General features: G+C 74.2%; 22 protein-coding genes and 1 pseudogene. 17 read left to right on the top strand and 6 right to left on the bottom strand.

The window, feature by feature from the left end; genetic code table 11:
- Positions 1-6 precede the first annotated feature (6 nt).
- The 4 genes from ABZ478_RS16210 (at position 7) to ABZ478_RS16195 (ending at position 4,652) form a co-directional block, all read left to right on the top strand.
- Positions 7-696, top strand: coding sequence for an HAD-IA family hydrolase (locus tag ABZ478_RS16210; RefSeq protein WP_359549527.1), 690 nt, complete (start codon positions 7-9; stop codon positions 694-696).
- Between the two features lie 169 nt (positions 697-865).
- On the top strand, positions 866-1,558 hold the full coding sequence (locus tag ABZ478_RS16205; protein WP_359549524.1) for a helix-turn-helix domain-containing protein: 693 nt from the start codon (positions 866-868) through the stop codon (positions 1,556-1,558).
- Positions 1,559-1,778: 220 nt separating this feature from the next.
- A complete protein-coding gene (locus ABZ478_RS16200; protein ID WP_359549522.1) occupies positions 1,779-3,119 on the top strand; it encodes an FAD-dependent oxidoreductase in 1,341 nt (446 codons plus the stop codon).
- A 129-nt stretch (positions 3,120-3,248) separates the two neighbouring features.
- Positions 3,249-4,652, top strand: coding sequence for a nucleobase:cation symporter-2 family protein (locus ABZ478_RS16195; protein ID WP_359549519.1), 1,404 nt, complete (start codon positions 3,249-3,251; stop codon positions 4,650-4,652).
- A 36-nt stretch (positions 4,653-4,688) separates the two neighbouring features.
- Here the strand turns inward: ABZ478_RS16195 and ABZ478_RS16190 are convergent, their stop codons facing one another.
- Positions 4,689-6,023: an SGNH/GDSL hydrolase family protein gene (locus ABZ478_RS16190; RefSeq protein WP_359549517.1), complete on the bottom strand. Its 1,335-nt coding sequence runs from the start codon at positions 6,021-6,023 to the stop codon at positions 4,689-4,691.
- 241 nt (positions 6,024-6,264) lie between these two features.
- Between ABZ478_RS16190 and ABZ478_RS16185 the strand changes: the two genes are divergently transcribed.
- Both ABZ478_RS16185 and ABZ478_RS16180 read left to right on the top strand, forming a co-directional pair.
- Entirely contained in the window at positions 6,265-7,221 is a 957-nt protein-coding gene (locus tag ABZ478_RS16185) for a polysaccharide lyase family 1 protein (RefSeq protein ID WP_359549516.1), read from the top strand.
- A gap of 31 nt (positions 7,222-7,252) precedes the next feature.
- The gene (locus ABZ478_RS16180; RefSeq protein WP_359549515.1) at positions 7,253-8,056 is read left to right on the top strand and encodes a pectate lyase; all 804 of its coding nucleotides are present in this window, start codon (positions 7,253-7,255) and stop codon (positions 8,054-8,056) included.
- Positions 8,057-8,118: 62 nt separating this feature from the next.
- On the opposite strand, the gene ABZ478_RS16175 is transcribed toward ABZ478_RS16180, so the two are convergent.
- A complete protein-coding gene (locus ABZ478_RS16175; protein WP_359549512.1) occupies positions 8,119-8,877 on the bottom strand; it encodes a PaaX family transcriptional regulator C-terminal domain-containing protein in 759 nt (252 codons plus the stop codon).
- Between the two features lie 70 nt (positions 8,878-8,947).
- Here ABZ478_RS16175 and ABZ478_RS16170 point away from each other — a divergent pair, with 70 nt between their 5' ends.
- Both ABZ478_RS16170 and ABZ478_RS16165 read left to right on the top strand, forming a co-directional pair.
- On the top strand, positions 8,948-10,609 hold the full coding sequence (locus ABZ478_RS16170) for a DNA alkylation response protein (protein ID WP_359549511.1): 1,662 nt from the start codon (positions 8,948-8,950) through the stop codon (positions 10,607-10,609).
- 145 nt (positions 10,610-10,754) lie between these two features.
- Positions 10,755-12,740: a HEAT repeat domain-containing protein gene (locus tag ABZ478_RS16165; protein ID WP_359549509.1), complete on the top strand. Its 1,986-nt coding sequence runs from the start codon at positions 10,755-10,757 to the stop codon at positions 12,738-12,740.
- A 281-nt stretch (positions 12,741-13,021) separates the two neighbouring features.
- Here the strand turns inward: ABZ478_RS16165 and ABZ478_RS16160 are convergent, their stop codons facing one another.
- Positions 13,022-13,609, bottom strand: coding sequence for a hypothetical protein (locus ABZ478_RS16160; RefSeq protein ID WP_359549508.1), 588 nt, complete (start codon positions 13,607-13,609; stop codon positions 13,022-13,024).
- A gap of 206 nt (positions 13,610-13,815) precedes the next feature.
- Here ABZ478_RS16160 and ABZ478_RS16155 point away from each other — a divergent pair.
- The 4 genes and pseudogenes from ABZ478_RS16155 to ABZ478_RS16140 all read left to right on the top strand — a co-directional run bounded on the left by ABZ478_RS16155 (position 13,816) and on the right by ABZ478_RS16140 (position 17,801).
- Positions 13,816-14,968: pseudogene (locus ABZ478_RS16155) on the top strand (exo-alpha-sialidase).
- 119 nt (positions 14,969-15,087) lie between these two features.
- Positions 15,088-15,765, top strand: coding sequence for a uracil-DNA glycosylase (locus tag ABZ478_RS16150; RefSeq protein WP_359549507.1), 678 nt, complete (start codon positions 15,088-15,090; stop codon positions 15,763-15,765).
- Positions 15,762-16,727, top strand: coding sequence for a BadF/BadG/BcrA/BcrD ATPase family protein (locus tag ABZ478_RS16145; RefSeq protein ID WP_359549504.1), 966 nt, complete (start codon positions 15,762-15,764; stop codon positions 16,725-16,727). Before ABZ478_RS16150 ends, ABZ478_RS16145 begins: the two co-directional genes overlap by 4 nt.
- A gap of 150 nt (positions 16,728-16,877) precedes the next feature.
- Positions 16,878-17,801, top strand: a complete 924-nt coding sequence (locus ABZ478_RS16140) for a hypothetical protein (RefSeq protein ID WP_358929119.1) — start codon at positions 16,878-16,880, stop codon at positions 17,799-17,801.
- A gap of 88 nt (positions 17,802-17,889) precedes the next feature.
- Here ABZ478_RS16140 and ABZ478_RS16135 read toward each other — a convergent pair whose 3' ends face one another.
- Positions 17,890-18,921: a lactonase family protein gene (locus tag ABZ478_RS16135; protein ID WP_359549501.1), complete on the bottom strand. Its 1,032-nt coding sequence runs from the start codon at positions 18,919-18,921 to the stop codon at positions 17,890-17,892.
- A gap of 85 nt (positions 18,922-19,006) precedes the next feature.
- Complete coding sequence (locus tag ABZ478_RS16130; protein WP_359549499.1) at positions 19,007-20,497, bottom strand: FUSC family protein; 1,491 nt, start codon at positions 20,495-20,497, stop codon at positions 19,007-19,009.
- Positions 20,498-20,765: 268 nt separating this feature from the next.
- Between ABZ478_RS16130 and ABZ478_RS16125 the strand changes: the two genes are divergently transcribed.
- The 3 genes from ABZ478_RS16125 (at position 20,766) to ABZ478_RS16115 (ending at position 23,538) form a co-directional block, all read left to right on the top strand.
- Positions 20,766-21,242, top strand: a complete 477-nt coding sequence (locus ABZ478_RS16125; protein ID WP_358929113.1) for an Lrp/AsnC family transcriptional regulator — start codon at positions 20,766-20,768, stop codon at positions 21,240-21,242.
- Positions 21,243-21,262: 20 nt separating this feature from the next.
- Positions 21,263-21,958, top strand: a complete 696-nt coding sequence (locus ABZ478_RS16120) for an HAD family phosphatase (protein ID WP_359549498.1) — start codon at positions 21,263-21,265, stop codon at positions 21,956-21,958.
- Between the two features lie 77 nt (positions 21,959-22,035).
- A complete protein-coding gene (locus tag ABZ478_RS16115) occupies positions 22,036-23,538 on the top strand; it encodes an MFS transporter (protein WP_359549495.1) in 1,503 nt (500 codons plus the stop codon).
- Positions 23,539-23,658: 120 nt separating this feature from the next.
- Here ABZ478_RS16115 and ABZ478_RS16110 read toward each other — a convergent pair whose 3' ends face one another.
- On the bottom strand, positions 23,659-24,456 hold the full coding sequence (locus tag ABZ478_RS16110; RefSeq protein ID WP_359549492.1) for a LysR family substrate-binding domain-containing protein: 798 nt from the start codon (positions 24,454-24,456) through the stop codon (positions 23,659-23,661).
- 58 nt (positions 24,457-24,514) lie between these two features.
- On the opposite strand from ABZ478_RS16110, the gene ABZ478_RS16105 reads away from it, so the two are divergent.
- Both ABZ478_RS16105 and ABZ478_RS16100 read left to right on the top strand, forming a co-directional pair.
- Positions 24,515-24,907 (top strand): DUF5997 family protein, encoded by a 393-nt coding sequence (locus tag ABZ478_RS16105; protein ID WP_359549490.1) that lies wholly within the window; start codon positions 24,515-24,517, stop codon positions 24,905-24,907.
- A 96-nt stretch (positions 24,908-25,003) separates the two neighbouring features.
- The gene (locus ABZ478_RS16100; protein WP_359549488.1) at positions 25,004-25,243 is read left to right on the top strand and encodes a hypothetical protein; all 240 of its coding nucleotides are present in this window, start codon (positions 25,004-25,006) and stop codon (positions 25,241-25,243) included.
- Positions 25,244-25,383: the final 140 nt, after the last annotated feature.

Genomic DNA, 25,383 nt, shown 5'->3' with positions numbered 1-25,383 from the left:
CGGCGCATGGCTGCCGTGCTCTTCGATTTCTCCGGGACCCTGTTCCGTGTCGAGTCCACCGAGTCCTGGCTGCGGGCCGTGCTGGACGAGGCCGGAATCGCGCTCACCGGCCCCGAACTCGCCGACACGGCGGCCGCGTTGGAGGTGGCGGGCGCGCTGCCGGGCGGAGCGGACCCGGTCGAGGTGCCGGAGGACCTGGCCGGGCTGTGGGCCGTCCGGGACGAGAGCGCCGAGCAGCACCGGGCCGCCTACACCGGGCTGTCCCGGCGTGTGCCGCTGCCCGTCCCCGAACTGCACGACGCGCTGTACGAGCGGCACATGGCCCCCGCCGCCTGGTCCCCGTACCAGGACGCCGCCGACGTACTGCGGGCGCTGCGCGAGCGCGGGATCGGCGTGGGTGTGGTCAGCAACATCGGCTGGGACCTGCGCCCGGTCTTCCGCGAGCACGGCCTCGACGCGTACGTGGACGCGTATGTGCTGTCGTACGAACACGGCGTGCAGAAGCCGGACCCGCGGCTCTTCTCGGCCGCCTGCGAGGAACTGGGCGCCGACCCGCGCCAGGTGCTGATGGTCGGGGACAACAGAACGGCGGACGGCGGCGCGGCCGCGCTGGGCTGCCGCGTGCACTTCGTGGACCACCTGCCGGTGGCACAGCGGCCGGACGCGCTGCTGCCGGTCCTGGACCTGGTCGGCTGACCGGGCCGCCGCTCCCGGCGGCCCGGGACGGCATGTTCGAAGCCGCCCGCCTGAGACGATCCCCCGTGTCGCCCCAGACGGACGGCAGCTCTGAGCGGACTCCGCGCACGGCGGAGCCACTGCGTCCGAGTATAGTTGGCTGACAGCCAGTCAACGCAGGAGTTACAGGATGTCCCCGCGCAGCGCCTCGGTCAATGAAGAGTTGCGGCGGCGTTCCCGGGAGCGGCTGCTGCAGGCCGCGGTCGAACTGGTCGACGAGCACGGGTTCGAGGCCACCACACTGGCCGACATCGCGGACCGGGCGGGCTCGGCGCGCGGACTGGTGTCGTACTACTTCCCCGGCAAGCGCCAGCTCGTGCAGTCGGCCGTGCACCGGCTGATGCACCGCACGCTGGGGGAGGCACTGGAGCGGGAGCCGCGGACCGACGACGGTCGCGAGCGCCTCGCCCGGGCCATCGACGCGATCCTGGGCCTCGCCCACGACCGCCCGGTGCTCATGCGGCAGCACATGGCCGGACTGCTCCAGGCCGAGGGCTTCGTGCAGTGCCCGGAGCAGCGACGGCTGTCCGAGCTGCTGAGCGACACGGTCGCCCGGTACGGCTCGGCGGACGTGACGGCCGACTACCCCATGCTGCGGGCCACGCTGATGGGCGCGGTGTTCGCGGCCCTGGTACCCGGGGTGCCGATGCCGGTCCCGGCGCTGCGGGCCGAGCTGTTCGAGCGGTACCGGCTCGACTGGGAGCTGGGCACGCCGCCGGGCAGCGGCACGGACGCCGCGCCGGCCCGCTGCCAGGACCTGTCGCGCTTCTTCGCGACCGGGGAGCGGGCCGAGCGGGCGGCACCCGGGAAGCCGGCCGAGTAGACGGCACCCGGGGGACGGGCCGGGCGGACGGCGCCCGGAGCCGGTGCGGACATGCGAGCCCGGTGCGGGCAGCGTACGGACCCGGTGCGGGTGTGCGGAGGCGGTGCGGGCGTGCGGACCCGCGTGCGGGTCACCCTCCCGGCCCCTGCCGCCCCGGACGCGGCGGTGCCATGCTGGAGCCGTCCGCACACTTTTCTCCTTCGGGGCAAGGAGTACCACCGTGCTGCGTGTCGCCGTCGTCGGTTCCGGGCCGAGCGGGTGCTACACCGCCCAGAACCTGGTCCAGCTCGATCCCGAGGTCCACGTGGACGTGCTGGACCGGCTGCCGTGCCCCTACGGCCTGGTGCGGTACGGCGTCGCCCCGGACCACGAGAAGATCAAGTCCCTCCAGGGCAGCCTGCGCGCGGTGCTGGAACACGACCGGGTGCGGTTCCTCGGCGGGGTCCGGGTGGGCGGCCCGGGCGGACTGCCCGTGGCGCGGCTGCGGGAGCTGTACGACGCGGTCGTGTACTGCGTGGGCGCCGCCGCGGACCGCCGGCTGGGCATCCCCGGCGAGGAGCTGCCGGGGAGCTGGTCGGCGACAGAGTTCGTGTCCTGGTACAGCGCCCATCCGGACGCTGCCGACACCGGGTTCGTGCGCGGGGTGCGGTCGGCCGTGGTCATCGGTGTGGGCAACGTGGCCGTGGACGTCACGCGGATGCTGGCGCGGGGCCCCGGCGAGCTGCGCCCGACGGACATGCCGCAGGCGGCGCTGGACGCGCTGGCGGCGAGCGGGGTCGCCGAGGTCCACATGGTCGGCCGGCGCGGCCCCTCGCAGGCCCGTTTCACCACCAAGGAGCTGCGCGAGCTGGGCGGCCTGCCCGGCACCGAGGTGTCGGTGGACGCGGGCGACCTGGCACTGGACCCCGGGTGCGCCGACCCGGCGGCGCTGCCGGCGGTGCAGCGCCGCAACGTGGAGGCGCTGCGCGGGTGGGCGGCGGACCGGACCGGCCGGGCCGCCCGCCGGATCCGGCTGCGGTTCTTCCTGCGGCCGGTCGAACTGGTCGCGCGGGAGGGCCGGGTGGGTGCCGTGCGCTTCGAACGGACCGCGCCGGACGGCCACGGGGGCGTGACGGGCACGGGCCGCTTCGAGACCGTGCCGGCCCAGTTGGTGCTGCGGTCGGTCGGCTACCGCGGAGTGCCGCTGGACGGGCTGCCGTTCGACGCGTCGAGCGGTACGGTGCCGCACCGGCAGGGCCGCGTGCTGCGTGAGGGCACCACCTCACCGGGCGAGTACGTCGCCGGGTGGATCAAGCGCGGTCCGACGGGGGTCATCGGCACCAACCGGCCGTGCGCCAAGGAGACGGTCACCTCCCTGCTCACCGACGCGCCCGCGCTCGTGCGCGACCGGACGCGCGACGATCCGATCCCGGCACTGCGGGCGGCCGGGATCGAGCCGGTGCCGTGGACCGGCTGGCTGGCCATCGAACGCGCCGAGGCGGAGCTGGGCGCGCGGCTGGGGCGAGGCGTGGTCAAGCTGGCCGACTGGGACGCCCTGCTGACGGCGGCGCGCGCCGGCTAGCGGAGTCGACGGCGCCCAGGTGGGCATGACACACACCGGCAACAACGCAGAAATCAACAAACTGTTCAAGGCCCTTACGGTCTCGTGCTGTCCGGATGCCACTCCTCCACCCGCCGCTCTGGAGTCCCCATGTCCACGACCGCAGACACCCACCCCGTAGACGAGATACCACCGGCACGGCGGCTCGCGGCCTTCGGCCTGCAGCATGTGCTCGCGATGTACGCCGGCGCCGTGGCGGTGCCCCTGATCGTGGGCGGCGCGATGAAGCTGTCGCCCGCCGACCTGGCCTACCTGATCACCGCCGACCTGCTGGTGTGCGGCATCGCCACGCTGATCCAGTGCGTCGGTTTCTGGCGGTTCGGTGTGCGGCTGCCGATCATGCAGGGCTGCACGTTCGCGGCCGTGTCGCCGATGGTCCTCATCGGGACGACGGGCGGCGGGCTGCCGGCCATCTACGGCTCGGTGATCGTCGCGGGTCTGGCGATCATGCTGCTCGCGCCGGTCTTCGGGCGGCTGCTGCGCTTCTTCCCGCCCCTGGTCACCGGCACGGTGATCCTGATCATCGGCCTGTCGCTGCTCCCGGTCGCGGGCAACTGGGCCGCGGGCGGCGCCGGTGCGAAGGACTTCGGCGAGCCGAGGAACCTGGCGCTGGCGGCCTTCGTGCTCGCGGTGGTGCTGGGCGTACAGCGGTTCGCGCCCGCTTTCCTGAGCCGCATCGCCGTCCTCACCGGCATCGTCGTGGGCCTGGCGGTCGCCGTGCCCCTCGGGTTCACCGACTTCGGCGGCGTCGCGGACGCGGACTGGGTAGGCATCAGCACCCCGTTCCACTTCGGGGCGCCGGAGTTCAGGGTGTCGGCGATCGTGTCCATGCTGGTGGTGGCGCTGGTGACGATGACGGAGACGACCGGTGACCTGATCGCGGTCGGTGAGCTGACGGAGCGGCGGGTCGAGCCGCGCTCCCTGGCCGACGGACTGCGCGCGGACGGTCTGTCGACCGTCCTCGGCGGCGTGTTCAACACCTTCCCGTACACGGCGTACGCGCAGAACGTGGGGCTGGTCGGGATGACCCGGGTGCGCAGCCGGTGGGTGGTCGCGGCGGCCGGCGGCATCCTCGTGCTGCTCGGTCTGCTGCCGAAGCTGGGGGCGGTGGTCGCGGCGATTCCCGCGCCGGTGCTCGGCGGGGCGGGCCTGGTGATGTTCGGCAGCGTCGCGGCGAGCGGCCTGCGGACGCTGGCCCGGGTCGGCTTCAGGGGCAATGACAACCTGACGGTGGTGGCGGTCTCGGTGGCGGTCGGCATGCTTCCGGTGGGTGTGCCCGCGGTCTACGCGAAGTTCCCGGACTGGTTCCAGACGGTGATGAACAGCGGCATCAGCGCGGGCTGCCTGACGGCGGTCGTCCTGAACCTGCTGTTCAACCACCTTCCGGATCGGGCCGGTTCGCCGGCGGCGGCCGGGACCGACGCGGACGCCGAGGCCGGGGCGGCGCCGGCCGGTGAGCGGGAGGCCGGGCGAACGTCGCCCGGTACGACGTGAGTCGGTGACCCGGCGGCGGCCGGTGCCGCCGCCGGGTCACTTCCCTCGGAACAGCCCCGTGGGCACCGCTTCCGCCAGCACCCCGTACCCCTTCGGGTTGAGATGCAGCCAGTCTCCGTCGTGGAGGCCGGGGAGCAGCCGGGCAGGGCGGGCCGGGTCCCGGACCGCGCGGTCGAAGTCGATCACCGCGTCGAAGTGGCCGGGGGTGCGGATCCAGGCGTTGACGCGCTGCCGGGACGCCTCGCGCTCCCCCGCCGCGTCGTCGTAGAGGGCGTTGCCGCCGAACGGCGTCAGGGTCGCGCCGTAGACGCGGATGCCCTGGGCGTGGGCGCGGACCAGGATCTGCTCGTACCCGGCGATCAGGTCGTCGGTGACGGCGGGCTGGGCCCCGGCAGCGGCGTCGGCGGTGCCGATGTCGTTCACGCCCTCGAAGAGGATCGGCCAGGAGACCCCGCTGCGGGAGAGGACGTCCCGGTCCAGCCGGGCGAGCACATTGGGGCCGAGTCCGTCGGCGAGCACGCGGTTGCCGCCCGCGGCCTGGTTCAGCACGGCGATGTCCGAGGTGGCGCCGCGGGCGCGCAGCCGCTCGGCGAGCCGGTCCGGCCAGCGGTCGTTGCCGTTGGTCGTGGACCCGCGGCCGTCGGTGAGCGAGTCGCCCACCACGGCCACCGCCGCCGCCCGCCCGGGTGACAGCACCTCGACGTCGCTCAGCAGGTACCAGTGGTTCACCGCGGTGGCGTCCGGCAGGTCCAGGTCGCCGGTGTGGTCGCCGCGCTGGAGGTACGAGGTGGTGCGCGACCCGGGGTGCGAGGTCAGCGCGAGCGACGGCTGACCCTGGGCGGTGTACGCCGTCACGGTCAGGTCGGATCCGGGGCGCAGGCGGAAGTCGACGGGGTCCGAGACCAGTTGGGCGCCGACCGGGACCGTCCCGGCATCCCGGCCGGCGAAGGTCACCCGGCGCAGGCTGCCGGGTTCGATCGCGCCGGCCCCGGCGCGGCCGCCCTCGGGGAGTGCCACGGTCACCGCGGTCAGCGGCAGCGGAGTGTCTCCGTAGGCGTTGGAGAACCGCAGCCGGAGGTGCCTGCCGCCGATGGTGACGTGGACGGTCTGCCGCCGCGTGGTGTCGGCGAGCACCGAGGACTCACCGGTGAACGGCGCGGGCGGCAGGTTCCCGTGCTCGGTCAGCTGCGGCATGCCGGTCCAGGTGTGCACCCAGTGCGGGCCCGCCTCGGCGACCGGAGCCGCGGGCGGCCGTCCCGGACCGGGCCACCCGAGCACGGCTCTGAGCGCCGAGGACGCGACGAACAGGGAGAGGACCAGGACACAGAGGGTGAGCAGGGTGGCGATCGACGTTCTGCTGAACGGCTTCACGGGTGCATCGTGGCATGGACACTCCCATCATGGAAGCGCTCCCACGAGACTGCCGGGTGACCGAAAACCGACTGCGGGAAGCGTTGACCAGAAAGCGCTTACCCCTTACGTTCCCGTTCATCGACGTGACCGACTGACCCGCCAGTTGGGGTCAGGAGGCCACGAAATCCCTCATGCGCGTTCCACATTGCGTACGTCATTCACGTACACAAACCACCCCCACTCGAAGGGACGCACCCGCATGCTGAAGCGACACCTCACCGGAGCGGCGACGGCCGCCGTGGCCCTCGCGGCCACGGCCGTGCTCGCGCTGCCTCAGGCGGCCGGGGCGGCCGACACCTCGCCCGTCGGATTCGGCGCCGGCACCACGGGCGGCGGCGGCGCCGCGGCGGTGACCGTCTCCACGTCCGCCGCCTTCAAGGCGGCCGTCGCCGGCGGTACGGCGAAGGTCGTGAAGGTCAGCGGTCTGATATCGCTGAGCGGTCAGATCGACATCGGCTCCAACACCACGGTCCTGGGCGTCGGTTCGTCCTCCGGGTTCACCGGCGGCGGACTGCGCCTGAAGAAGGTCACCAACGTCGTCGTCCGCAACCTCAGCCTCAGCAAGGCCGTCAAGACCGACGCGATCACCGTGCAGGCCTCGACGAAGGTGTGGATCGACCACAACACCCTGTCCTCGGACCGAGATCACGGCAAGGACTACTACGACGGCCTGGTCGACATCACCCACGGGTCCGACTACGTGACCGTCTCCTGGAACACCTTCAAGGACCACTACAAGGGCTCGCTCGTGGGCCACAGCGACAGCAACGCGAGCGAGGACACCGGGCACCTGCGGGTGACGTACCACCACAACTGGTTCGACAACGTCAACTCCCGCATCCCCAGCCTGCGTTTCGGCACCGGGCACTTCTACGACAACTACGTCGTCGACGCCGAGACCGCCGTGCACTCGCGGATGCGCGCGCAGATGCTGGTCGAGAACAACGTCTTCCGCGGCACCGAGGTCGCCGTCACCACCAGCCGGGACAGCGATGTGGACGGTTACGCCAATCTGCGCGGCAACGACCTCGGCGGAGCCGCGACCGAGATCTCACGGGCCGGCACCTTCACCAGCCCCCCGTACGGCTACACCGCCGAGCCCGCGTCCGGCGTCGTCGCCTCGGTGACGGCCGGCGCCGGCGCCGGAAAGATCTGACCACCCCCACTCGGAGGAAGGCATTCGGGACATGACCTCAACGGCACTCACACGCGCGGGATCGGGCCGCGCGCCGCTGGGCGGACTCGCCGCCCTCGGTCTTTCGGTTGGCATGATCATGACTAACGGATCGACGGCAAGCGCCGCCACCTGGCCCTCGGCCAACGGCAGTCAGGCGGTGACGTCCACCATCTCGGTGTCCGGCACCAAGGACTACGGGATGAAGCGCCTGTACGGCTCCGGAGACCTGGGCACCGGCGGCCAGGACGAGGACCAGGGGCCCATCCTGGAACTCGCGCCCGGCGCGGTGGTCAAGAACGTCATCATCGGCTCACCCGCCGCGGACGGCATCCACTGCCTGGGCAGTTGCACCCTGCAGAACGTGTGGTGGGAGGACGTCGGCGAGGACGCGGCCACGTTCCTCGGCTCCTCGTCCTCCAACGTCTACACCGTCAGCGGCGGCGGGGCGAAGGAGGCCGGCGACAAGGTGTTCCAGTTCAACGGCGCCGGGACGCTGAACGTCTCGAGCTTCGCCGTGAAGAACTTCGGCACCTTCGCCCGCTCGTGCGGCAACTGCAAGACGCAGTACAAGCGCACGATCAACCTCAACTCCATCGAGGCGACGTACAAGGGCAGCAAGCTCGTCGGCATCAACACCAACTACGGCGACAGCGCGACCCTGAAGAACATCACCGTCGTCGGCGACAGCAGCAAGAAGATCGTCCCGTGCCAGAAGTACATCGGCAACAACACGGGCAAGGAGCCGTCGACGAACGGCTCGGGCGCGGACGGCACCTACTGCAAGTACTCGTCCTCGGACATCACTTACAAGTGAGCGCCGAAGGGCCTGAGGGGCCGCCGTCCCGCCGGGGCGGCGGCCTCCGCACGCTCGCGGAGCTATCGCGCGCGCCCCCGGGACCCCAGCGAGGCGGACAGTTCCTCCTGGTACTCCGCGTAGGCGGTGCGCAGCGCCTCCCCCGGCCAGTCGGCGGGCAGCAGGCCGGCCGGCAGGACGGGGTCGGTGAGCAGGTGGCGCACGGCCGCGGCGAAGGCGGTGAGGCGGTCGGCCGGCCGGCGGGCCGCGGCCGTGTGGGCGAGCAGGGCGCGCGCGGTGGCGGCCCACTCGTCCAGGGGCCACAGCCGGGCGGCCAGGTCGTGCGGGTCGCCGTCGGGGCGCGCGGTGTACGACAGCGTCACGCGCGCGAGGCCGGCGGGCAGCGGCCGGCCGAGGTTGGCCGGGCGCAGCCACACGCCCTCGCGGAGTTCGGCCAGGCGCAGGGCGGTCAGGCGGGTGCGCAGATCGGCCCGTTCGGCGGGACCGCGGCCCGTCGCCGTGATCACCAGCATCTCCCAGTCGCCGTGCCATGCGCGCGTGCGGGGGCGCAGCGCCTCGTCCTGGCGGCGCTGACGGGCCAGCAACCGGTCGCTGAGCCGGTAGACGGCGTCCGTGCGCCGGAGGTCGCCCGCCGCCACCATCCGGCTGAGCGCGGCCCGCAGCGTGGAACCGCCCACACCGAAGGGTTCCACCAGCCCGACCAGGGCCTTCACCGGCAGCTCGGGCGGGTGCGCCCCCAGGAGCAGGCTCAGCACGACCGACCGCGCGGACAGCGGCCGCAGCGCGGCCCCGCCCGGCTCGGCTGACACGTTCATGCGCATGGGCACACACTGTACGGAGACTTCTTGTTGCATCATTGCTACACCTGCAGAGAGAGTGCAACATGTCTCCATGGTCTCGACATCCGCGCACCCGCAGTCGCAGTACGCCACCCACGACGTCACCAACCAGGCCCCGCCCTTGGCCCCGTACGACGCCTCGGAGGACCGGGCCCTGCTGGAGGGCCTGCGCCGGGAGGGCGCCGGCTGGGCCGAGGACGGCCTGCGGCGGCTGGGGCGGCAGGCAGGCAGCGCCGAGGCCCAGGAGTGGGGCGAACTGGCCAATCTGCACGAGCCGGAGCTGCGCACCCACGACCGCTACGGCCACCGGGTCGACGAGGTCGAGTTCCACCCCAGCTGGCACCACCTGATGCGGACGGCCGTCGCGGAGGGCCTGGCCGGCGCGCCCTGGGCGGACGACCGCACCGGCGCCCACGTGGCCCGCACGGCGGGCGGCCTGGTGTGGGGGCACACCGAGGCCGGGCACGGCTGCCCCACCTCGATGACGTACGCCGCGGTGCCCGCGCTGCGCGCCCAGCCGGACCTCGCCAAGGTCTACGAGCCGCTGCTGACCAGCCGCGAGTACGAGCCCGGGCTGCGCGTCCCGGCCGAGAAGCCCGGGCTGCTCGCCGGGATGGGCATGACCGAGAAGCAGGGCGGTTCCGACGTCCGCGCCAACACCACCGTGGCCACGCCCACCGGAGAGGCGGGCGTCTACACACTGCGCGGGCACAAGTGGTTCACCTCGGCTCCCATGTGCGACGTCTTCCTGGTGCTCGCGCAGGCGCCGGGCGGCCTGTCGTGCTTCCTGGTGCCGCGCGTACTGCCGGACGGCAGCCGCAACACGTTCCGCATCCAGCGGCTGAAGGACAAGCTCGGCAACCGGTCCAACGCCTCCTCCGAGCCTGAGTTCGACCGGACGGTGGCCTGGCTGGTCGGGCCGGAGGGCCGGGGCGTGAAGACGATCATCGAGATGGTCAACTGCACCCGGCTGGACTGCGTGATGTCCTCGGCGACCCTGATGCGCAAGACGCTCGTCGAGGCGGGCCACCACGCGCGTCACCGCAGCGCCTTCGGTGCCCGGCTGATCGACCAGCCGCTGATGCGCAACGTGCTGGCCGACCTCGCGCTGGAGTCGGAGGCGGCGACCACGCTCACCCTGCGGCTGGCGGGCGCCGCGGACCGGGCGGTGCGCGGGGACGCCGGGGAGCGGGCCTTCCGGCGGATCGCCACCGCCGTGGGCAAGTACTGGGTCACCAAGCGGGGCCCGGCGTTCACCGCGGAGGCCCTGGAGTGCCTGGGCGGCAACGGGTACGTCGAGGAGTCCGGGATGCCCCGCCACTACCGGGAGGCCCCGCTGCTGTCCATCTGGGAGGGCTCGGGCAACGTCAACGCGCTCGACGTGCTGCGCGCCCTGGGACGGGAACCGGACACCGCCGAGGCCCTGTTCGGCGAACTCGCCCTCGCGCGCGGGGCGGACGCCCGGCTGGACGCCGCCGTTGCCGGGCTGCGGACGCAGTTGGCCGAAACCGGGCAGGTGGGCGCCCGACGGCTCGTCGAGCGGATGGCCCTCGCGCTGCAGGCGTCCCTGCTGGTCCGGTACGCCCCGCACCCGGTGGCGGACGCCTTCTGCGCGACCCGGCTGGGCGGCGACTGGGGACACTCGTTCGGCACCCTGCCCGCCGGGTCCGGCCTGGACGCGATCCTGGAGCGGGCCCTGCCCGACGCGAGCTGAGCCCCTCCTCGCCGAGGGGCGTGCCTCCCGCTCGGTGGCCGGTGACCGCCGACGGATCGCACACAGTCAGCGCATGCTCGCGCTTCGTTGTCAGTGCGGTGGTGCAGACTCGCGATCAGGTGCCACTCGTCTGGGGGAGGGGATCGTGTTCACCGGGATCGACGAGGTCGACTGGGCCTCGCTGCGGCACGCCTACGGCAGCGCACAGGACGTGCCCGGCTGGCTGCGCGGACTGGCGTCCGCGGACACCGCCGAGCGGCAGACCGCGCTGGACGGCATGTACGGCACGGTGCACCACGAGGGGAACGTGTACGACTCGACGCTCGCCTGCGTTCCCTTCCTGTTCTCGCTCGCCGCCCGTGAGGCGGTCCCGGAGCGGGGCTGCATCGTGGAACTGCTGGTCAGCATCGGGGCGGAGAGCGGGGACGCACACGCGCGTGAGGCGGTCCGGGCGGACGGCGAGGTCTTCGTGTCGCTGCTCGGGGATCCGGACCCGGGGGTGCGACGGCCCGCGGCCGGCGCGGTCGTCAGGTTCGTCGACGATCCGGCGCGCGTGCTGGGGCTGCTGCGGCAGCGGATCCCGGTCGAGCGGGACGGCCGGGTGCTGCTGGCCCTCACCGAGGCCGTCGGTGTGTTCGTGCGCCGGTACCCGGCACGGGCCGCCGCGGTGGACCTGCTGACCGCTCAGAGCGCCCCGCCGCACGACCCCGGGCTGCGTCTCGCGGCGCTCGGCCAGCTCGCGCTCGGTGCCCCCGACCGGCTCCCCGCCGACCTGGTACCGACGGCCGTCCGGCTGCTGCGGGAGCGGTCGGCCCGCCGCGCCCGCGTCCCGGACCGCTCCGCCAACGACACTCTGGTGGGCCGATTACGGCGGCTGCGCCCCTCGGACGAGGAGGGCGCCCGGCTGCTGCGCACCCTGCACACCGCGCTCGGCGACCGGATCGGCGACCGCATCACCCTGTTGACCGGGCAGTTGACCAGCCCCGACCCGGTCGACCGGGGCAACGCCGTATGGATGGCGGCGGTGCTGTTCCGCGGCTGGCGGGCCGGCTTCGCCGGGCCGGTGGCCCTGGTCGGCAGTCAACTGGGCGCGGAGGAGGAGTGGTTGCGGGACGCGGCGGTCTCCGTCCTGTCGGAGCTGTTCGGCCTGGCCGCTCCGGCGGCGGACGACCTGCACGCTCTGGTGTCCTCCCGGCCCGATCTGTGGACCCATCGCTGGGAGCGCGGCTCACCCACCGTGGGCGGCGCCCTCAAAGCCCTTGCCCGCAGCGGCGATCCGCGGGCCGTTCCGGTGCTGGCCCAGGTCCTGGCCGGCCCGGTCGTGCCCGGCGGTCTGGGGGACGAGATCGCGCATCTGGGCCTGGCCGCCGCTCCCCTCGCCCCCGCGCTGCGGCACCGGCTGGGGCGGATACCGCTGGACTCGCCGGCCGCGGACTCCGGGGCCGCGCCGCTGCTGACGGCGCTCAGGGCCATCGGGGACGTGGCCGCGGTCCCGGAGGTGCTGCGGCTGCTGACCGGTGCCCCGGACGGCCTCGGGGCGCGGGACGAAGTGGCCGGGCAGGCCGTCGTCACACTGGACGCCCTCGGCGCCGCCACCCGGGCGGCGCCGGTCCTGCGCGCACTGCTGCACACCCGGCACGCGGCCGCGGCGGCGGGCGCGCTGTGGTCGGCGGACGGTGACGCCCCGGCCGTGCTTCCCGTGCTGGTACGGGAGCTGGCAACGGGCGAGCCGGGCGTCCGCCGCCTGGCCGTGCGGCAGTTGGCCAGGATGGGTCCGGCGGCCCGTGCGGCCCTGCCGGAGCTCCGCCGGGCGGCGGCGTCGGGGCAGGCCGGGCAGCGGACCCTCGCCGCGTGCGCGCTGTGGCACGTCGGCGGCGACCCGGGACCCGTGCTGCCGGTGCTCCGGGCCGCCTGGTCGGAGAGTCCCGGCGCCCGGGGCCCGATCGCGCGCTGTCTCGCCTCGATGGGCTCCGCGGGCGCGCCGCTGCGGGACCTCGTGATCGCGGAACTGGCCGCCCCACGGCGGCACACGGCGCGCGCGGGCGGGCACGGCGGCCGCGCCATCGCCGAGGACGAGGCGCTGCTCAGGGCTTGCGAGGAGGTGCTGGCGGGGCTGCCCGAATTCCAGTGAAACCTCTTCCGGCCGGGCGGGACGCGGGGACCTTGTGGGCTGTTCTCGCGTGCGGGACGGCCGCCGCAGTCCGTAGCCCGTATGCCGCTGTGGTGTGCGGGACGCCGGGAGCCCACGTGCCGCGCTGCCGTGGGCGGGACGCGGGAGCCGGTGTGGCGTGCGTGACGCCAGGAACCCACGGGCCGTTGTCGTGCGCGGGACGCCGGGCGGCCGTCAGCCGGCCGGGGTGGTCCGCGGAACGCCCGGACGCTCCTGGCCGTGTCCCGGCGCGGCCTGGAGCGTCACCACGTCATCCGCCCCCACTGCGGTCCCAGCCGGGCCCATTCCGCGTCCCAGTCGTCCATGCGGCGGCGTTCCAGCCGGCCACGGAGGGCGAGTCCGCCGGCGAAGGGGACGGCTGCGGCGCTCAGTCCGACCAGGCCGCCCATGAGAGCGGCGCGGAAGGTGGCCTCGGACGCGGTGGGCGGACGGCTGACCAGGTGCCCCCGCGGGTCGGTCCACACGGTGACGGGGCTGCCGGCCGCGCTGCCCGGCGCGACCCGGGCCTGCCCGGCGTGCACCGAGCCGTCGGCGGCGGTCCAGCGCACCTGTGCCCAGACCCGCTCGGTCCCGGAGGCCTCGGAAGCGGTTCTTCCGGGGGCCCGGGCGACGACGCGGGCCACGGCGGGTCGCCAGGCGGCGCGCTCCCGGGCCAGTCCGTGCTCCACGGACCGGGCGGCGGCGAGGCCGGCCGCCGCCCCCGTCAGGACGACGAGCAGCCAGGCGGCGAGCACCACCCAGGCCTCCAGCACGTCGGTCCGGCGCCGCAGCGGATTGCGCCGCCAGCGCCACAGCCACACCTTGGGACCACGGAACGCCTTCAAAGGCATCCTCCTCACGAGCGCACCGACAGGCCGGACCGCACTCCCATACGGGCGCGGCCGCCCCGTTGCTCACGACGAACCGTCTCCCCGACGGTCGCACGAGAGCGCCCTTCCGCGCAGGCGCATGACACAACGCATCGGCGCCGGTACGCGCGGTGGGCCGACTTCACCGCTGTGACCTGCGGCGAAGCGGCTTCCGGGGGTGACTGTCAGTGGTGGGGTGCAGACTGGCCGGTATCTGACGACTACCTGGACGACGACGTCCCGGAGGTGACCGGCATGACCGAGGTCCTGCTCGCCGTGGGTACCCGCAAGGGCCTGTTCATCGGGCGGAGGCGAGGTGGCGGCTGGGAGTTCGACGACACTCCCTACTTCAACGCGCAGGCGGTCTACTCGGTCGCCATCGACACCCGGGGCGACCGTCCCCGGCTGCTGGCGGGCGGCGACAGCGCGCACTGGGGCCCGTCGGTGTTCCACTCCGACGATCTTGGCCGCACCTGGACCGAACCGGCCCGGCCCGCCGTCAAGTTCCCCAAGGAAACCGGCGCCTCGCTGGAGCGGGTCTGGCAGCTCCACCCGGCCGCCGCCGAGCCCGGCGTGGTGTACGCGGGGACGGAACCGGCCGCGCTGTACCGCTCGGAGGACCGCGGGGAGAGTTTCGAGCTGGTGCGCCCCCTGTGGGAGCACCCGACCCGTTCCCGGTGGGTTCCGGGCGGTGGCGGCGAGGGGCTGCACACGGTGCTCACCGACGCGCGCGATCCGCGGGCGGTGACCGTGGCCGTGTCCACCGCCGGGGTGTTCCGCACCCGGGACGGCGGGGCGAGCTGGGCGCCGTCCAACTCGGGCGTGTCCGCGGTGTTCCTGCCGGATCCCGACCCGGAGTTCGGCCAGTGCGTGCACAAGGTCGCGCGCGACGCGGCCGACCCGGACCGGTTGTATCTGCAGAACCACTGGGGTGTGTACCGCAGCGACGACGCGGGCGGGAAGTGGACGGACATCGGCGCCGGGCTGCCGTCGACGTTCGGCTTCGCGGTGGCCGCCCATCCGCACCGGGGCGGGACGGCGTACGTCTTCCCGATCAACGCCGACGCCGACCGGGTGCCGGCCGAGCGGCGCTGCCGGGTCTTCCGGACGGCCGACGCGGGCGAGAGCTGGGAGCCGCTGTCGAAGGGGCTGCCGTCCGAGGACCACTACGGCACCGTGCTGCGGGACGCGCTCTGCACGGACGACGCCGATCCGGCCGGCGTCTACTTCGGCAACCGCAACGGCGAGGTGTTCGCCTCGGCCGACGACGGCGACACCTGGCGGCAACTGGCCTCCCATCTGCCGGACGTGCTGTGCGTACGGGCCGCCGTGATCGGCTGAGAAGGACCGCCTTGTAAGGGAGATGAGGGCGGCGGCCGGCCGGGGCGGCGGCGGCCGTGCCCGGCCGGACCCGGTCTCGGCTTGATCGCCGGCCGGTGCCCGGCAGTAGGGTGACGCCCGTGGCACCACGACCCTTGCATGAAATCGTCGAACCGGGCTGGGCCAAGGCCCTGGAACCCGTCGCCGGACGCGTCGCCGCGATGGGCGACTTCCTGCGCGCGGAGATCGCCGCGGGACGCACCTACCTCCCCGCCGGGCCGAACGTCCTGCGCGCCTTTCAGCAGCCCTTCGACGACGTACGGGTCCTGATCGTCGGTCAGGACCCGTACCCGACACCCGGACACGCCGTCGGGCTCTCGTTCTCGGTCGCGCCCGAGGTGCGTCCGCTGCCGCCGAGCCTGATCAACATCTTCCGTGAGCTCAACAGCGATCTGGGGCTCCCCCAGCCGTCCACCGGCGATCTCACGCCCTGGACGCAGCAGGGCGTACTGCTGCTCAACAGGGCGCTCACCACGGCACCGCGCAGCCCGGCCGCCCATCGCGGCAAGGGCTGGGAGGAGGTCACCGAGCAGGCGATCCGGGCGCTGGCCGAACGCGGCAAGCCGCTGGTGTCGATCCTGTGGGGGCGGGACGCCCGCAACCTGCGTCCGCTGCTGGGCCGGCTGCCGGCCGTGGAGTCGGCGCACCCGTCACCCATGTCCGCCGACCGCGGCTTCTTCGGTTCGCGTCCGTTCAGCCGGGCCAACGACCTGTTGACCGAGCAGGGCGGACAGCCGGTGGACTGGCGTCTGCCGTGACCGCCGCCGGTTTCCTGGCCGTGGACTCCGGGGGTTCCGGCCTCCGGGTCGCCGTCGGGGTGCCGGGGCGGCCGCCGTCGGCCCGGGGGGAGTCGCGGGAGCCGGTGCGCACCGGCGCTCGGGGCATCGACCCCGCGCACCTCATGGCACAACTCCTGCCGCTGGCCCGGGAGCTGACCACGCGGGCCGGCATCCGCGAGCTGGGCACGGCCGTCGTCGGCGCCGCCGGGTTCGCCACCCTGGGTGACGCCCTGCGCGCCGAACTGCCGGGCCTGCTCGCCCGCGAACTGGGGGTGCGGTCCGTGGCGCTGGCCGCCGACGCCGTGACGGCCTACGTGGGCGCCCTGGGACCGCGGCCGGGTGCGGTGGTCGCCGGTGGCACCGGACTCATCGCGATCGGCACCGATCTGCGCCGCTGGCACAGGGCGGACGGCTGGGGACATCTGCTGGGCGACTGCGGCGGCGGGGCCTGGATCGGCCGGGCCGGTCTCGAAGCGGCCCTGCGTGCCCACGACGGCCGTGACGGCGGCTCCGCACCGCTGCGGGCCGGTGCCGAGGAACAGTTCGGCCCGCTGCCCGGCCTGCCCGGCCTGCTCTACCCGCGCTCCGACCGTCCGGCGCTGCTCGCCTCGTTCGCGCCACGGGTGGCCGCCTGCGCCCCGCGCGACCCGGTGGCCGCCGGCATCCTGCGCGCGGCCGCCAGCGCCATGGCCGAGTCCGCCGCGGCCGTCTGCCCGGCCCCCGGCTCGGCCGAAGTGGCACTCACCGGAGGCCTTTTCAACATGGGCGACCCACTCCTCGAACCGGTGCGTGAGGAGCTGGCGCACCGGCTGCCGCGGGCCCGGCTCGTTCCGGCGGAGGGCGACCCGCTGCACGGCTGTGTGCGGATCGTGGGCGAGTTGGCGGCCGGGCGGCTCACACTTCCGGGTGAATCGACCATGCTTCATATCGTCCGCACATAAGGGGATTGCCTGCTTTCCGTGCCATCTGTCCGGCACGTGCCCGAAACACATGCCAAACGGGCGTAACTCATCAGACAAAAGCGGACGGATACCGCTCACCTGCACCCTCCCCGAACAGGGGAACCCAAAGAGCCAGTAACATGCGACGCCATGAGTTCCCCCACTGGGCCCGCGTCCGGCCTGCCAGTACGAATGCCGCGACCCCGTCAGCCCGGAAGGCACCGCCGACCGGAACCGCTGGTCGCTCCCGAGGGCGCGCCCGCGCTCGTCCTCGCGGTGCCCGGCGCGCCCGGCGCCGCCTCGCGCAGCCTCGCCGAGGAGGTCGTGAGCATCGCCCGCTCCGAGCTGCCCGGCCTGGATGCCCGCATCGGTTACCTGGACGGGGACGACGCCGAGTTCCCGAGCCTGCGCTCGGTGCTGTCCGGCGCCGCCGAGGAGCGGACCGCACGCTTCGAGCAGGCCCGCGCCGCCGGTGCCGACGTCAAGGAGCCCGACGGCCCGGTCGCCGTCGTCGTCCCGCTGCTGGCCGGTCCGGACAGCGCGCTGCTGCGCCAGGTCCGCCAGGCCGTGATGGACAGCAGGGTCGCCGCCGAGCTGACCGACGTCCTCGGCCCGCACCCGCTGCTCGCCGAGGCGCTGCACGTACGCCTGTCCGAGGCGGGTCTGGCCCGCGCCGACCGCGCCCGGCTGTTCACCGTGGCCACGGCCGCGGACGGCATCATCCTGGCCTCGGTGGGCGGCGAGGAGGCCGTGCAGGCGGCCGGCATCACCGGCATGCTGCTCGCCGCGCGGCTGGCCGTGCCGGTCATGGCGGCGGCGCTCGACGAGGAGGGTGCCATCACCTCGGTCGCCGAGCAGCTGCGTTCCTCCGGCTCGCAGCAGCTGGCCCTCGCGCCGTACCTGATCGGCCCCGAGATCGACTCGGCGCTGCTCGCCGCGGCCGCCGAGGAGGCCGGCTGCTCCACCGCGGAGGCGCTGGGCGCCTACCCGGCGATCGGCAAGCTCGCCCTCGCCAAGTACACGACCGCGCTCGGTATCGCCACGCCGCAGCAGCAGGGCACGCCGGTCCGCTGACGCGACGGCACTCCCGTACGGCCGAAGGGCCCGCTCCGGTCGCCGGAGCGGGCCCTTCCGCGTGCCGCGGGGACGCGCGGGCGCCCGTTCAGCCGAAGACGACGCACGCGGCCGCGGCGACCTCGACGGAGCCGTCGTAGCGGGGCAGTCCCGTCCGTTCCCGCACGTCGAACCAGGTCACGTCGCCGGAACGTTCGTTGGCGGAGTAGAGGAAGCCGTCGTGCTCGGCCAGCGCCCGGGGCCAGTGCCCGCCGCACGGCACCGTGCCGGTCAGCCGGAGGCCGTCCCCCTGGACGGCGAGCACGGACAGGACGTCCTCGCCGCGGGTCGCGGTCCACACGAAGCGGCCGTCCGGTGAGACCACGAGGCCCGAGGGGTAGGCGTCGCCCGCCGGGGCGCCCGGCAGCACCGGGACCTCGGCCAGCGGCTTCAGGGAGCCGCCGTCCGCGTCCCAGAGGCACACGGTGACCGTCGGGGTGAGTTCGTTGACCACGTAGGCGTGCTCGCTGTCCGGGTGGAAGGCCAGGTGACGGGGGCCCGAGCCGGGGCGCAGAGCGATCTCGCGGTGCAGCGCGGGCACGCCCCCGTCGAGCGTGCAGACCCGTACCGAGTCCGTGCCGAGGTCGACGCTCACGAACCACCGGCCGCTGGGATCGGGCTGCACCTGGTGGGCGTGCGGGCCGCGCTGGCGGCGGTCGTGCGGGCCGGAGCCGGTGTGCCGCAGCAGCCCGGAGGGTGCGGCGGCCAGGGTGCCGTCCGGGCGCACCGGTACGGCGGTGACGCTGCCGGAGCCGTAGTTGGCGGTCAGCACATGACCGGCGTGCAGGGCGAGGTGGGTGGGCCCGCCGGCGTCGACCGGCACGGGCGGCCCGGCGGGTTCCGGCTTGTCCCCGCCGACGCGGTACGCGGCGACGGCGCCCTCGGCGGTCTCGCTGACCGCGTAGAGCATGCCGCCGTCCGGTGAAAGGGCCAGGTAGGCGGGGTCGGGGACGGTGCCGAGGCAGCCGGTGAGGGTGAGCGCGCCGGTGTCCGGGTGGACTGCCGCGGTGACCAGTCCGGGGCCGCCCGCGGCCGTGAACGACCCGATGAACGCCCTGTGCCGCCTGCCGACTGCTGCCACCGCTGTCCCCTCTCGGTCCGCGCCAGTGGTGCCGACGGTAGCAGTCGGCCACCGTCGGTCTAGACCAACCGGGGGACGTTTCCTCTCAGGCTCCGACGAGCCGCGAGCCGGAGGGTGCCCGCAGCGGCTCGGCCAGCTCGGCGAGCGCCCGCTCCAGGCCGTGCAGATGGGCCAGGGCGGGTTCGGCGGGGGCCTCGGCGGGCCGGTGGACCTGTTCGAGGCCGCCGTCGGTGAGCGCCTCGACCGCGGCCTCCACCCGCCAGCAGGCGGCGGCCAGGCGGGCGTCGTGGGAGGCCTCGGGGTCCGCGGCGACCGCGACCAGACCGCGGATCTCACGGGCGCAGTCGTCGAGCAGGGCGAGCACCCGGCGCGCGCGCCGCTTGCGGCCGAGCATCGGGTTCAGCGGGTGCACGAGCGGGGCGACCGAGAGCCGTACCCGGCCGAGGAACTGCTCCAGCTCGGCCACGCGCGGCGCCGGGTCGGCCGTCGCCGATCCGGCGAGCCGCGCGGCGGCCTCGGCGGTGCAGGCGTGCACGCAGCGCAGGGCGCGCTGGATCCAGGCGTCGGTCGTGGCGTGCGTGGTGACGGGCAGCACGAAGAGCACGGCGAGCGCCGCGCCGAGGGCGCCGACACCGGTCTCGGCCAGGCGCAGGGCGAGCAGGCCGGGGGTGAGGACGCCGAGGAGGCCGTAGAGCGAGGCGGCGAGCACGGTCACCCAGAGCATCATCCAGGTGTAGGAGACGGCGGCCGTGTAGAAGATGCCGAAGACGGCGGCGGCCACGAGGACGGCGGTGGGCACGGCCGCCCCGTGCACCGGCACGGCGACGAGGAAGCCCAGGGCGATGCCGATGACGGTGCCGAGCACCCGCCGGAAACCGCGGACCAGCGTCTCGCCGCGCGAGGCGGTGTTCACGAAGACCCACCAGGTGGCGCCCACCGCCCAGTACCAGCGCTGCCCGGACATGAGCTGGCCGGCGACGAGCGCGAAGCCCGCGCCCGCGGTCGCCTGCACGGCCTGCCGTGTGGTCACCCTGGCCAGCCCGGTGCCGGCGGGCTGCGCGGGTACCGCGGCCGGGGGCAGCCGGCGCTCGTAGCACCACAGGCCGAAGCGCACGGCGGCCGCGCTCAGCACGGACAGCAGGACGGCGGCGTACAGCGCCGGCAGCTGTCCCGGGGTGGTGTGCAGGAACTGGGCCATGAAGAAGGTCATGAAGGCGAAGACGCCGAGGCTGTGACCGCGCGGGCCCCAGCGGCGGGCGTACACGCCGGCGCCGACCACGGCGAGGAACACCAGGTCCCGCGTGACGGGGAAGTCGTGCAGCTCGGCCGCGGCGGCGAGCACGGGCAGGCCGACGGCGGGCAGCAGCGCGGTGGTGACCGCCTGTCCGCGCACGGTGGCGTCGGTGACGGTGAACAGGGCGAGCAGCGCGGCGAGGCCACCGGTGACCGCGCCGGCCAGCGGCTGCCCCGCCACCGCGCACACGGCGACCGCCAGCCCGATGCCGAGCACGGCCCGCGCGGCGAAGCGCAGCCGCGTCCGTCCCGGGTCCGCGGCCACGAACACCCTCTTCAGCACTGAGCCCCTCCCCTTGGAACCCCGGGACGCCCGGGACACCTGGAACGCCGGATGACACACCGGCACACAAAAGGCGCCGCGGGGATCCGCAGCGCCATCGACGTACCCATGAGAGCATCACAGAGGTCGCTGGCTCAAGTGTTGCCCGCATCACTGATCCAATGGCTCAGCACGGAACTCGGGCGAACGGTTGCCGTGATACCAACGGACCAGGTCGGGTGGCATACGCGGCTCTCTCACCGGTGAGCCATTGGTACAGTCGTGACTCATGAGCGTGGACGCACTCGACACCCGCATCCTGCGGCTGCTGCTGGAGCAGCCGCGCACCAGCGTGCGCGAGTACGCCCGCATCCTCGGCGTCGCCCGGGGCACCCTCCAGGCCCGCCTGGACCGCATGGAACGCGACGGCGTGATCACCGGTACGGGTCCCTCGCTGTCCCCCGCGGCGCTGGACCACCCGGTGCTGGCCTTCGTCCACATCGAGGTCACCCAGGGCCATCTGGACGACGTGGGCGACGCGCTGGCCGCCGTGCCGGAGATCGTCGAGGCCTTCTCGATCACGGGCGGCGGCGACCTGCTGGCCCGGGTGGTGGGGCGGGACAACGCCCATCTGGAGGACGTGATCCAGAAGCTGATCAGCCTGCCGGGCGTGGTGCGCACCCGCACCGAGGTGGCCCTGCGCGAGCGCGTGCCGTACCGGCTGCTCCCCCTGGTGGAATCGGTCGGACAGGCGGACCGCGCCTGACGCCGGGCATGCTGGACGGCATGAGCGAGCCCGGCACCCTTGCGGTCGTCTTCGATCTCGACGGAACGCTGGTCGACAGCGAGCCGAACTACTACGAGGCGGGCAGGCTGACCCTGGCCGAGCACGGCGTCCCGGACTTCACCTGGACGGAGCACGAGAGCTACGTCGGCGTCAGCACCCTGGAGACCGCCGTCCTCTGGCGGGAGCGCTACGGCCTGCGCGCCTCGGTGGAGGAGCTGTTCGACGCGACGAACCGGCGCTATCTGGAACTGGCCCGCACCGGCACGCGCGCGTACCCGGAGATGCGGAAGTTCGTGGAGCTGCTGGCCGCCGAGGGGGTGCCGACGGCGGTGGCCTCCGGCTCCTCCCTGGACGCGATCCGGGCGATCCTCGCGGGCACCGGCCTGGACGCCCACCTGCGCACCGTCGTCTCCGCGGACGAGGTGCCCCGCGGCAAGCCCGCCCCCGACGTCTTCCTCGAGGCGGCCCGCCGGCTCGGCGTGGACCCGGCCGGCTGCGTGGTCGTCGAGGACGCGGCGCCGGGCGCGGCGGCCGCGCACGCGGCCGGGATGCGCTGCGTCGCCGTCCCGTACGTGGCGGCGCAGGCGGACGCACCCGAGTTCGCCACGGCCGCGCTGCTGGTGCGGGGCGGCCAGACCGAGTTCACGGCGCAGTCGGCGTACTCGTGGCTCATGGAAACGGCCGGTTCCCGCTGAGCCGGACGTGAGGTTCCCGAGGCGCGCGGCGGCGCTCCCGGAGTGCGCCCGGCCGAACGGCTGCTTAGCGTGACCACATGACCACAGTCCAGGCAGGGCCCACCCCCGACGACCGGCGGTGGAAGGCGCTCGCGGTCTGTCTGACGGCGGGGTTCATCTCGCTGCTCGACACCTCGATCGTGAACGTGGCACTGCCCTCGATGGAGCACGGGCTGGGCGCCTCCGAGGCCGCCCAGTCCTGGGTGGTCTCCGGATACGCCCTGACCTTCGGGCTCGCTCTCGTCCCGGCGGGCCGGCTGGGCGACATGCGCGGCCGGCGCCAGGCCTTCCTGCTCGGGCTGGCCCTGTTCACGCTGGCCTCCGCGGCGTGCGGGCTCGCTCCGGGGCCGTCCTGGCTCGTGGTGTTCCGGCTGATCCAGGGCGCCGCGGCGGGCATGGTCGCGCCCCAGACCTCGGGGCTGATCCAGCAGATGTTCCAGGGCTCCGAGCGGGCCAAGGCCTTCGGCCTGCTCGGCAGCGTCATCGGAGTTTCGACGGCGGTGGGGCCGCTGGCGGGCGGCGTGCTGATCGACGCCGTCGGCACCGACGACGGCTGGCGCTGGGTGTTCTTCGTCAACCTGCCCATCGGGGTGGCCGCCTTCGCCGCCGGGCTGCGGCTGCTCCCCCGCTTCCCCGCGGCCGCCGGCAAACGGGAGACGTTCGACCTGTTCGGGGTGCTCCTCCTCGGCTCCGGCGTGCTCGCGCTGATGCTGCCGCTGGTGCAGGAGCAGCAGTGGACCGGGCGGCTGAAGTGGTCACTGCTGCCGGTGGCCGCGCTGCTGCTGGCCGCGTTCTGGACCTGGGAGAGACGGCAGGGGCGGTGCGGCCGGGACCCGCTGGTCGACCTGGAGCTGTTCTCCCTGCGGTCGTTCACGCTCGGCGCCCTGGTCAGCCTCACCTACTTCGCGGGCTTCACCACGGTCTTCTTCGTCTACACGCTGTTCCTGCAGAACACGGTCGGCTACAGCGCGCTGGCCGCGGGCCTGACGGTGCTGCCGTTCGCGGCGGCCTCGGCGGTCGGCGCGGCCGCCGGGGGCCGGCTGGTGGTGCGCTTCGGCCGCAAGCTGGTCGTCATCGGGCTGGCCGGGGTGGCGCTGGGGCTGCTCGGGGTGGTCGCGGCGGTGGAGCTGGTGCCCGGGCGGAACGTGGGCTGGGCGACCGCGCTGCCGCTGCTGATCGGCGGCATCGGCTCCGGCCTGACGGTCTCCCCGAACACGACCCTCACCCTCACCCGGGTTCCCGTGCACCGGGCCGGAGCGGCCGGCGGCGTCCTCCAGACGGGCCAGCGGGTCGGGTCGGCGGCCGGAATCGCCGTGGTTGGCGCGGTCTACTTCGCGCACCAGGCCGGCCCCGGATACTCCGCCACGGCCATTCAGCTCGGGCTGCTCACCGCGGTCGGGCTCATCATGGCCGCCCTGGTGCTGGCGGTCGCGGACCTGCGGGAGCGCCGGACGCGCCCCGAACCGGCACGGACCGGGGAGCGGATCCGCCGGGGCGCCGCGGAGGGCGGCGCGGAGGAACCGGTGCGGCCCGGGACCTGAGGCCGGGGGCACGGCGGAACCGGTGCGGCCCCGGACCGAAGCCGGGGGCACGGCGGGACCGGTACGCCCCTGGGCCTGAGGCCGGGGCGCGGAACGACGGCCGGCTGCCACGGCCTGCTGCTACTTCCGGCGCGGCTTGCCCCGTTTGGCGGGCTTGGCCGCCTTCCCGCCGCCCCCGGCGCCGGTGCGGCCCCGCGCGGCACGGCTCGCGGGCTTCGAGCCGGTCGACTTCCCCGAAGCCGGCTTCGGGCGGCCGCCGCCCTGCTGCGCCCGCCCGCGCCGCTGCTCAGCCTCGGCGTTCTCCGCCGTACGGCCCCGCGTGCTGTTGACGGTGCGGCCGCGGACGATGCCGATGAAGTCCTCCACCAGGTCGGTGGTGGCCTCCTCGGGCCAGGACAGGGCGACACTCGACTGGGGCGCGTCGGTGACGGGACGGTAGGTGAGGTCCTTGCGGTGGTACAGCCGGGCCAGGGACTGCGGGACGATCAGCAGGCCGACGCCGGCCGCCACCAGCTCGATCGCGTCGGGGATCGTCGCGGGACGCTCGAAGGCCGGCTCGCCGGGCGGGGCGGCCCAGTCGAAGACGTCGTCCAGGGGGTGGAACACGACCTCGTCGGCGAGATCGGCCAGGGTCACCTCTTCGGCCGCCGTGATCAGGTGGTCCTTGGGCACGACGACCACCGTGGTCTCCGTGTACAGGGGGATCGCGCTGAAGAACGTACGGTCGACCGGCAGCCGTACGAAGGCCGCGTCCGCCTCTCCCGCGCGCAGCAGCCCCTGCGCCTCGGGGGCGGGGACCTGGAGCAGGGTGAGCGGGATGCCGGGCAGGCGCTCCTGCCAGATCCGCGCCCATTTGCCCGGCGTCACTCCGGGGACGTACGCGAGCCGGAACGACGGTGATTCCTCCGAGCCTGTCACCAGGCCAGGCTACCGGCCGTGGTCGGCCGGCCCGCACCCGGCCGATACCCTTGACCTCATGAGTTCGCAGCAGAGCACCCAGACGATGAAGCCCGCGACCGCGGCGAAGAAGCTGGGTGTGTACCTCCCCGCCACCCCCGCCGACTTCCAGGAGGGTGTGGTCACGCGCGCCGAGCTGAACGAGCTGCAGGCCAACCCGCCCGAGTGGCTGCGCGTGCTGCGAGCGGACGGTCCGCACCCGCGTCCGGTGGTCGCCGCGAAGCTCGGCGTGTCCATCTCGGGCCTCGCGCGCGCCGGTGTCACCGACGCGCTGACCACCGAGCAGATCGAGGCGCTCAAGCAGGAGCGGCCCGAGTGGCTGGAGAAGGAGCGGACCACCCAGGCCGAGGTCCGCAAGGAGGGCGCGCGGCTGAAGAGCCTCAAGAAGGAGAAGGACGCGCCGGACGCCTGAGACGGCTGACGCCCACGCCCCCGGCCCCGGGGGCGTTGTCAGTGGCCTCCCCTGCAGTTCCGCTCAGTTGACCACCGGGCATGCGGGGAGGCATGAATGGGGTGGGTGGCCGCGGGCGATCAGCTCCCCCACCGCGACAACCTGCGTCTGCCGACCGCCGCCCGGGCCCCTGTCGGCCCTGCCCGCCTCCCCGCGGCCGCGGCGGAGCGCTCGCGGGACGTCTTCGGCCGCCTGCTCCCGGCGGACCGGGGCCGGTTCGCCCGGGCCTGGCCGGCTGCGGCCCGCCGCACCGGCGAGGGGGATCGGGCGCTGTGCGCCGCGGCCCGGGGCGCCTGAGGGCGTAGTGGGACGCGGGCCGCCGTTCCCCCGCACCGGCGGCCCGCCCGGCGTTCGTCCGAGTCCGAGCGGGCCGGACGCGCCGGGTTGAAGTGTGCGGCATCCGGGGAGGGCGGGGGTATGCGTACAAGTACGTACGC

This window comes from Streptomyces sp. NPDC005706, assembly GCF_040631045.1.
Classification (GTDB): Bacteria; Actinomycetota; Actinomycetes; order Streptomycetales; family Streptomycetaceae; genus Streptomyces.
Note: the sequence above shows the minus strand (reverse complement) of the source record. Positions and strands in the feature narration are given on the sequence as shown.

What these genes read in the sequence shown, in the direction of transcription:
- ABZ478_RS16180 (WP_359549515.1), top strand. Translation starts at nt 7,253, where the DNA reads ATGACCTCAACGGCACTCACACGCGCGGGATCGGGCCGCGCGCCGCTG.
- ABZ478_RS16140 (WP_358929119.1), top strand. Translation starts at nt 16,878, where the DNA reads ATGAGTTCCCCCACTGGGCCCGCGTCCGGCCTGCCAGTACGAATGCCG.
- ABZ478_RS16185 (WP_359549516.1), top strand. Translation starts at nt 6,265, where the DNA reads ATGCTGAAGCGACACCTCACCGGAGCGGCGACGGCCGCCGTGGCCCTC.
- ABZ478_RS16160 (WP_359549508.1), bottom strand. Translation starts at nt 13,609, where the DNA reads ATGCCTTTGAAGGCGTTCCGTGGTCCCAAGGTGTGGCTGTGGCGCTGG.
- ABZ478_RS16210 (WP_359549527.1), top strand. Translation starts at nt 7, where the DNA reads ATGGCTGCCGTGCTCTTCGATTTCTCCGGGACCCTGTTCCGTGTCGAG.
- ABZ478_RS16105 (WP_359549490.1), top strand. Translation starts at nt 24,515, where the DNA reads ATGAGTTCGCAGCAGAGCACCCAGACGATGAAGCCCGCGACCGCGGCG.
- ABZ478_RS16115 (WP_359549495.1), top strand. Translation starts at nt 22,036, where the DNA reads ATGACCACAGTCCAGGCAGGGCCCACCCCCGACGACCGGCGGTGGAAG.
- ABZ478_RS16205 (WP_359549524.1), top strand. Translation starts at nt 866, where the DNA reads ATGTCCCCGCGCAGCGCCTCGGTCAATGAAGAGTTGCGGCGGCGTTCC.
- ABZ478_RS16120 (WP_359549498.1), top strand. Translation starts at nt 21,263, where the DNA reads ATGAGCGAGCCCGGCACCCTTGCGGTCGTCTTCGATCTCGACGGAACG.
- ABZ478_RS16175 (WP_359549512.1), bottom strand. Translation starts at nt 8,877, where the DNA reads ATGCGCATGAACGTGTCAGCCGAGCCGGGCGGGGCCGCGCTGCGGCCG.
- ABZ478_RS16195 (WP_359549519.1), top strand. Translation starts at nt 3,249, where the DNA reads ATGTCCACGACCGCAGACACCCACCCCGTAGACGAGATACCACCGGCA.
- ABZ478_RS16125 (WP_358929113.1), top strand. Translation starts at nt 20,766, where the DNA reads ATGAGCGTGGACGCACTCGACACCCGCATCCTGCGGCTGCTGCTGGAG.
- ABZ478_RS16100 (WP_359549488.1), top strand. Translation starts at nt 25,004, where the DNA reads ATGGGGTGGGTGGCCGCGGGCGATCAGCTCCCCCACCGCGACAACCTG.
- ABZ478_RS16170 (WP_359549511.1), top strand. Translation starts at nt 8,948, where the DNA reads ATGGTCTCGACATCCGCGCACCCGCAGTCGCAGTACGCCACCCACGAC.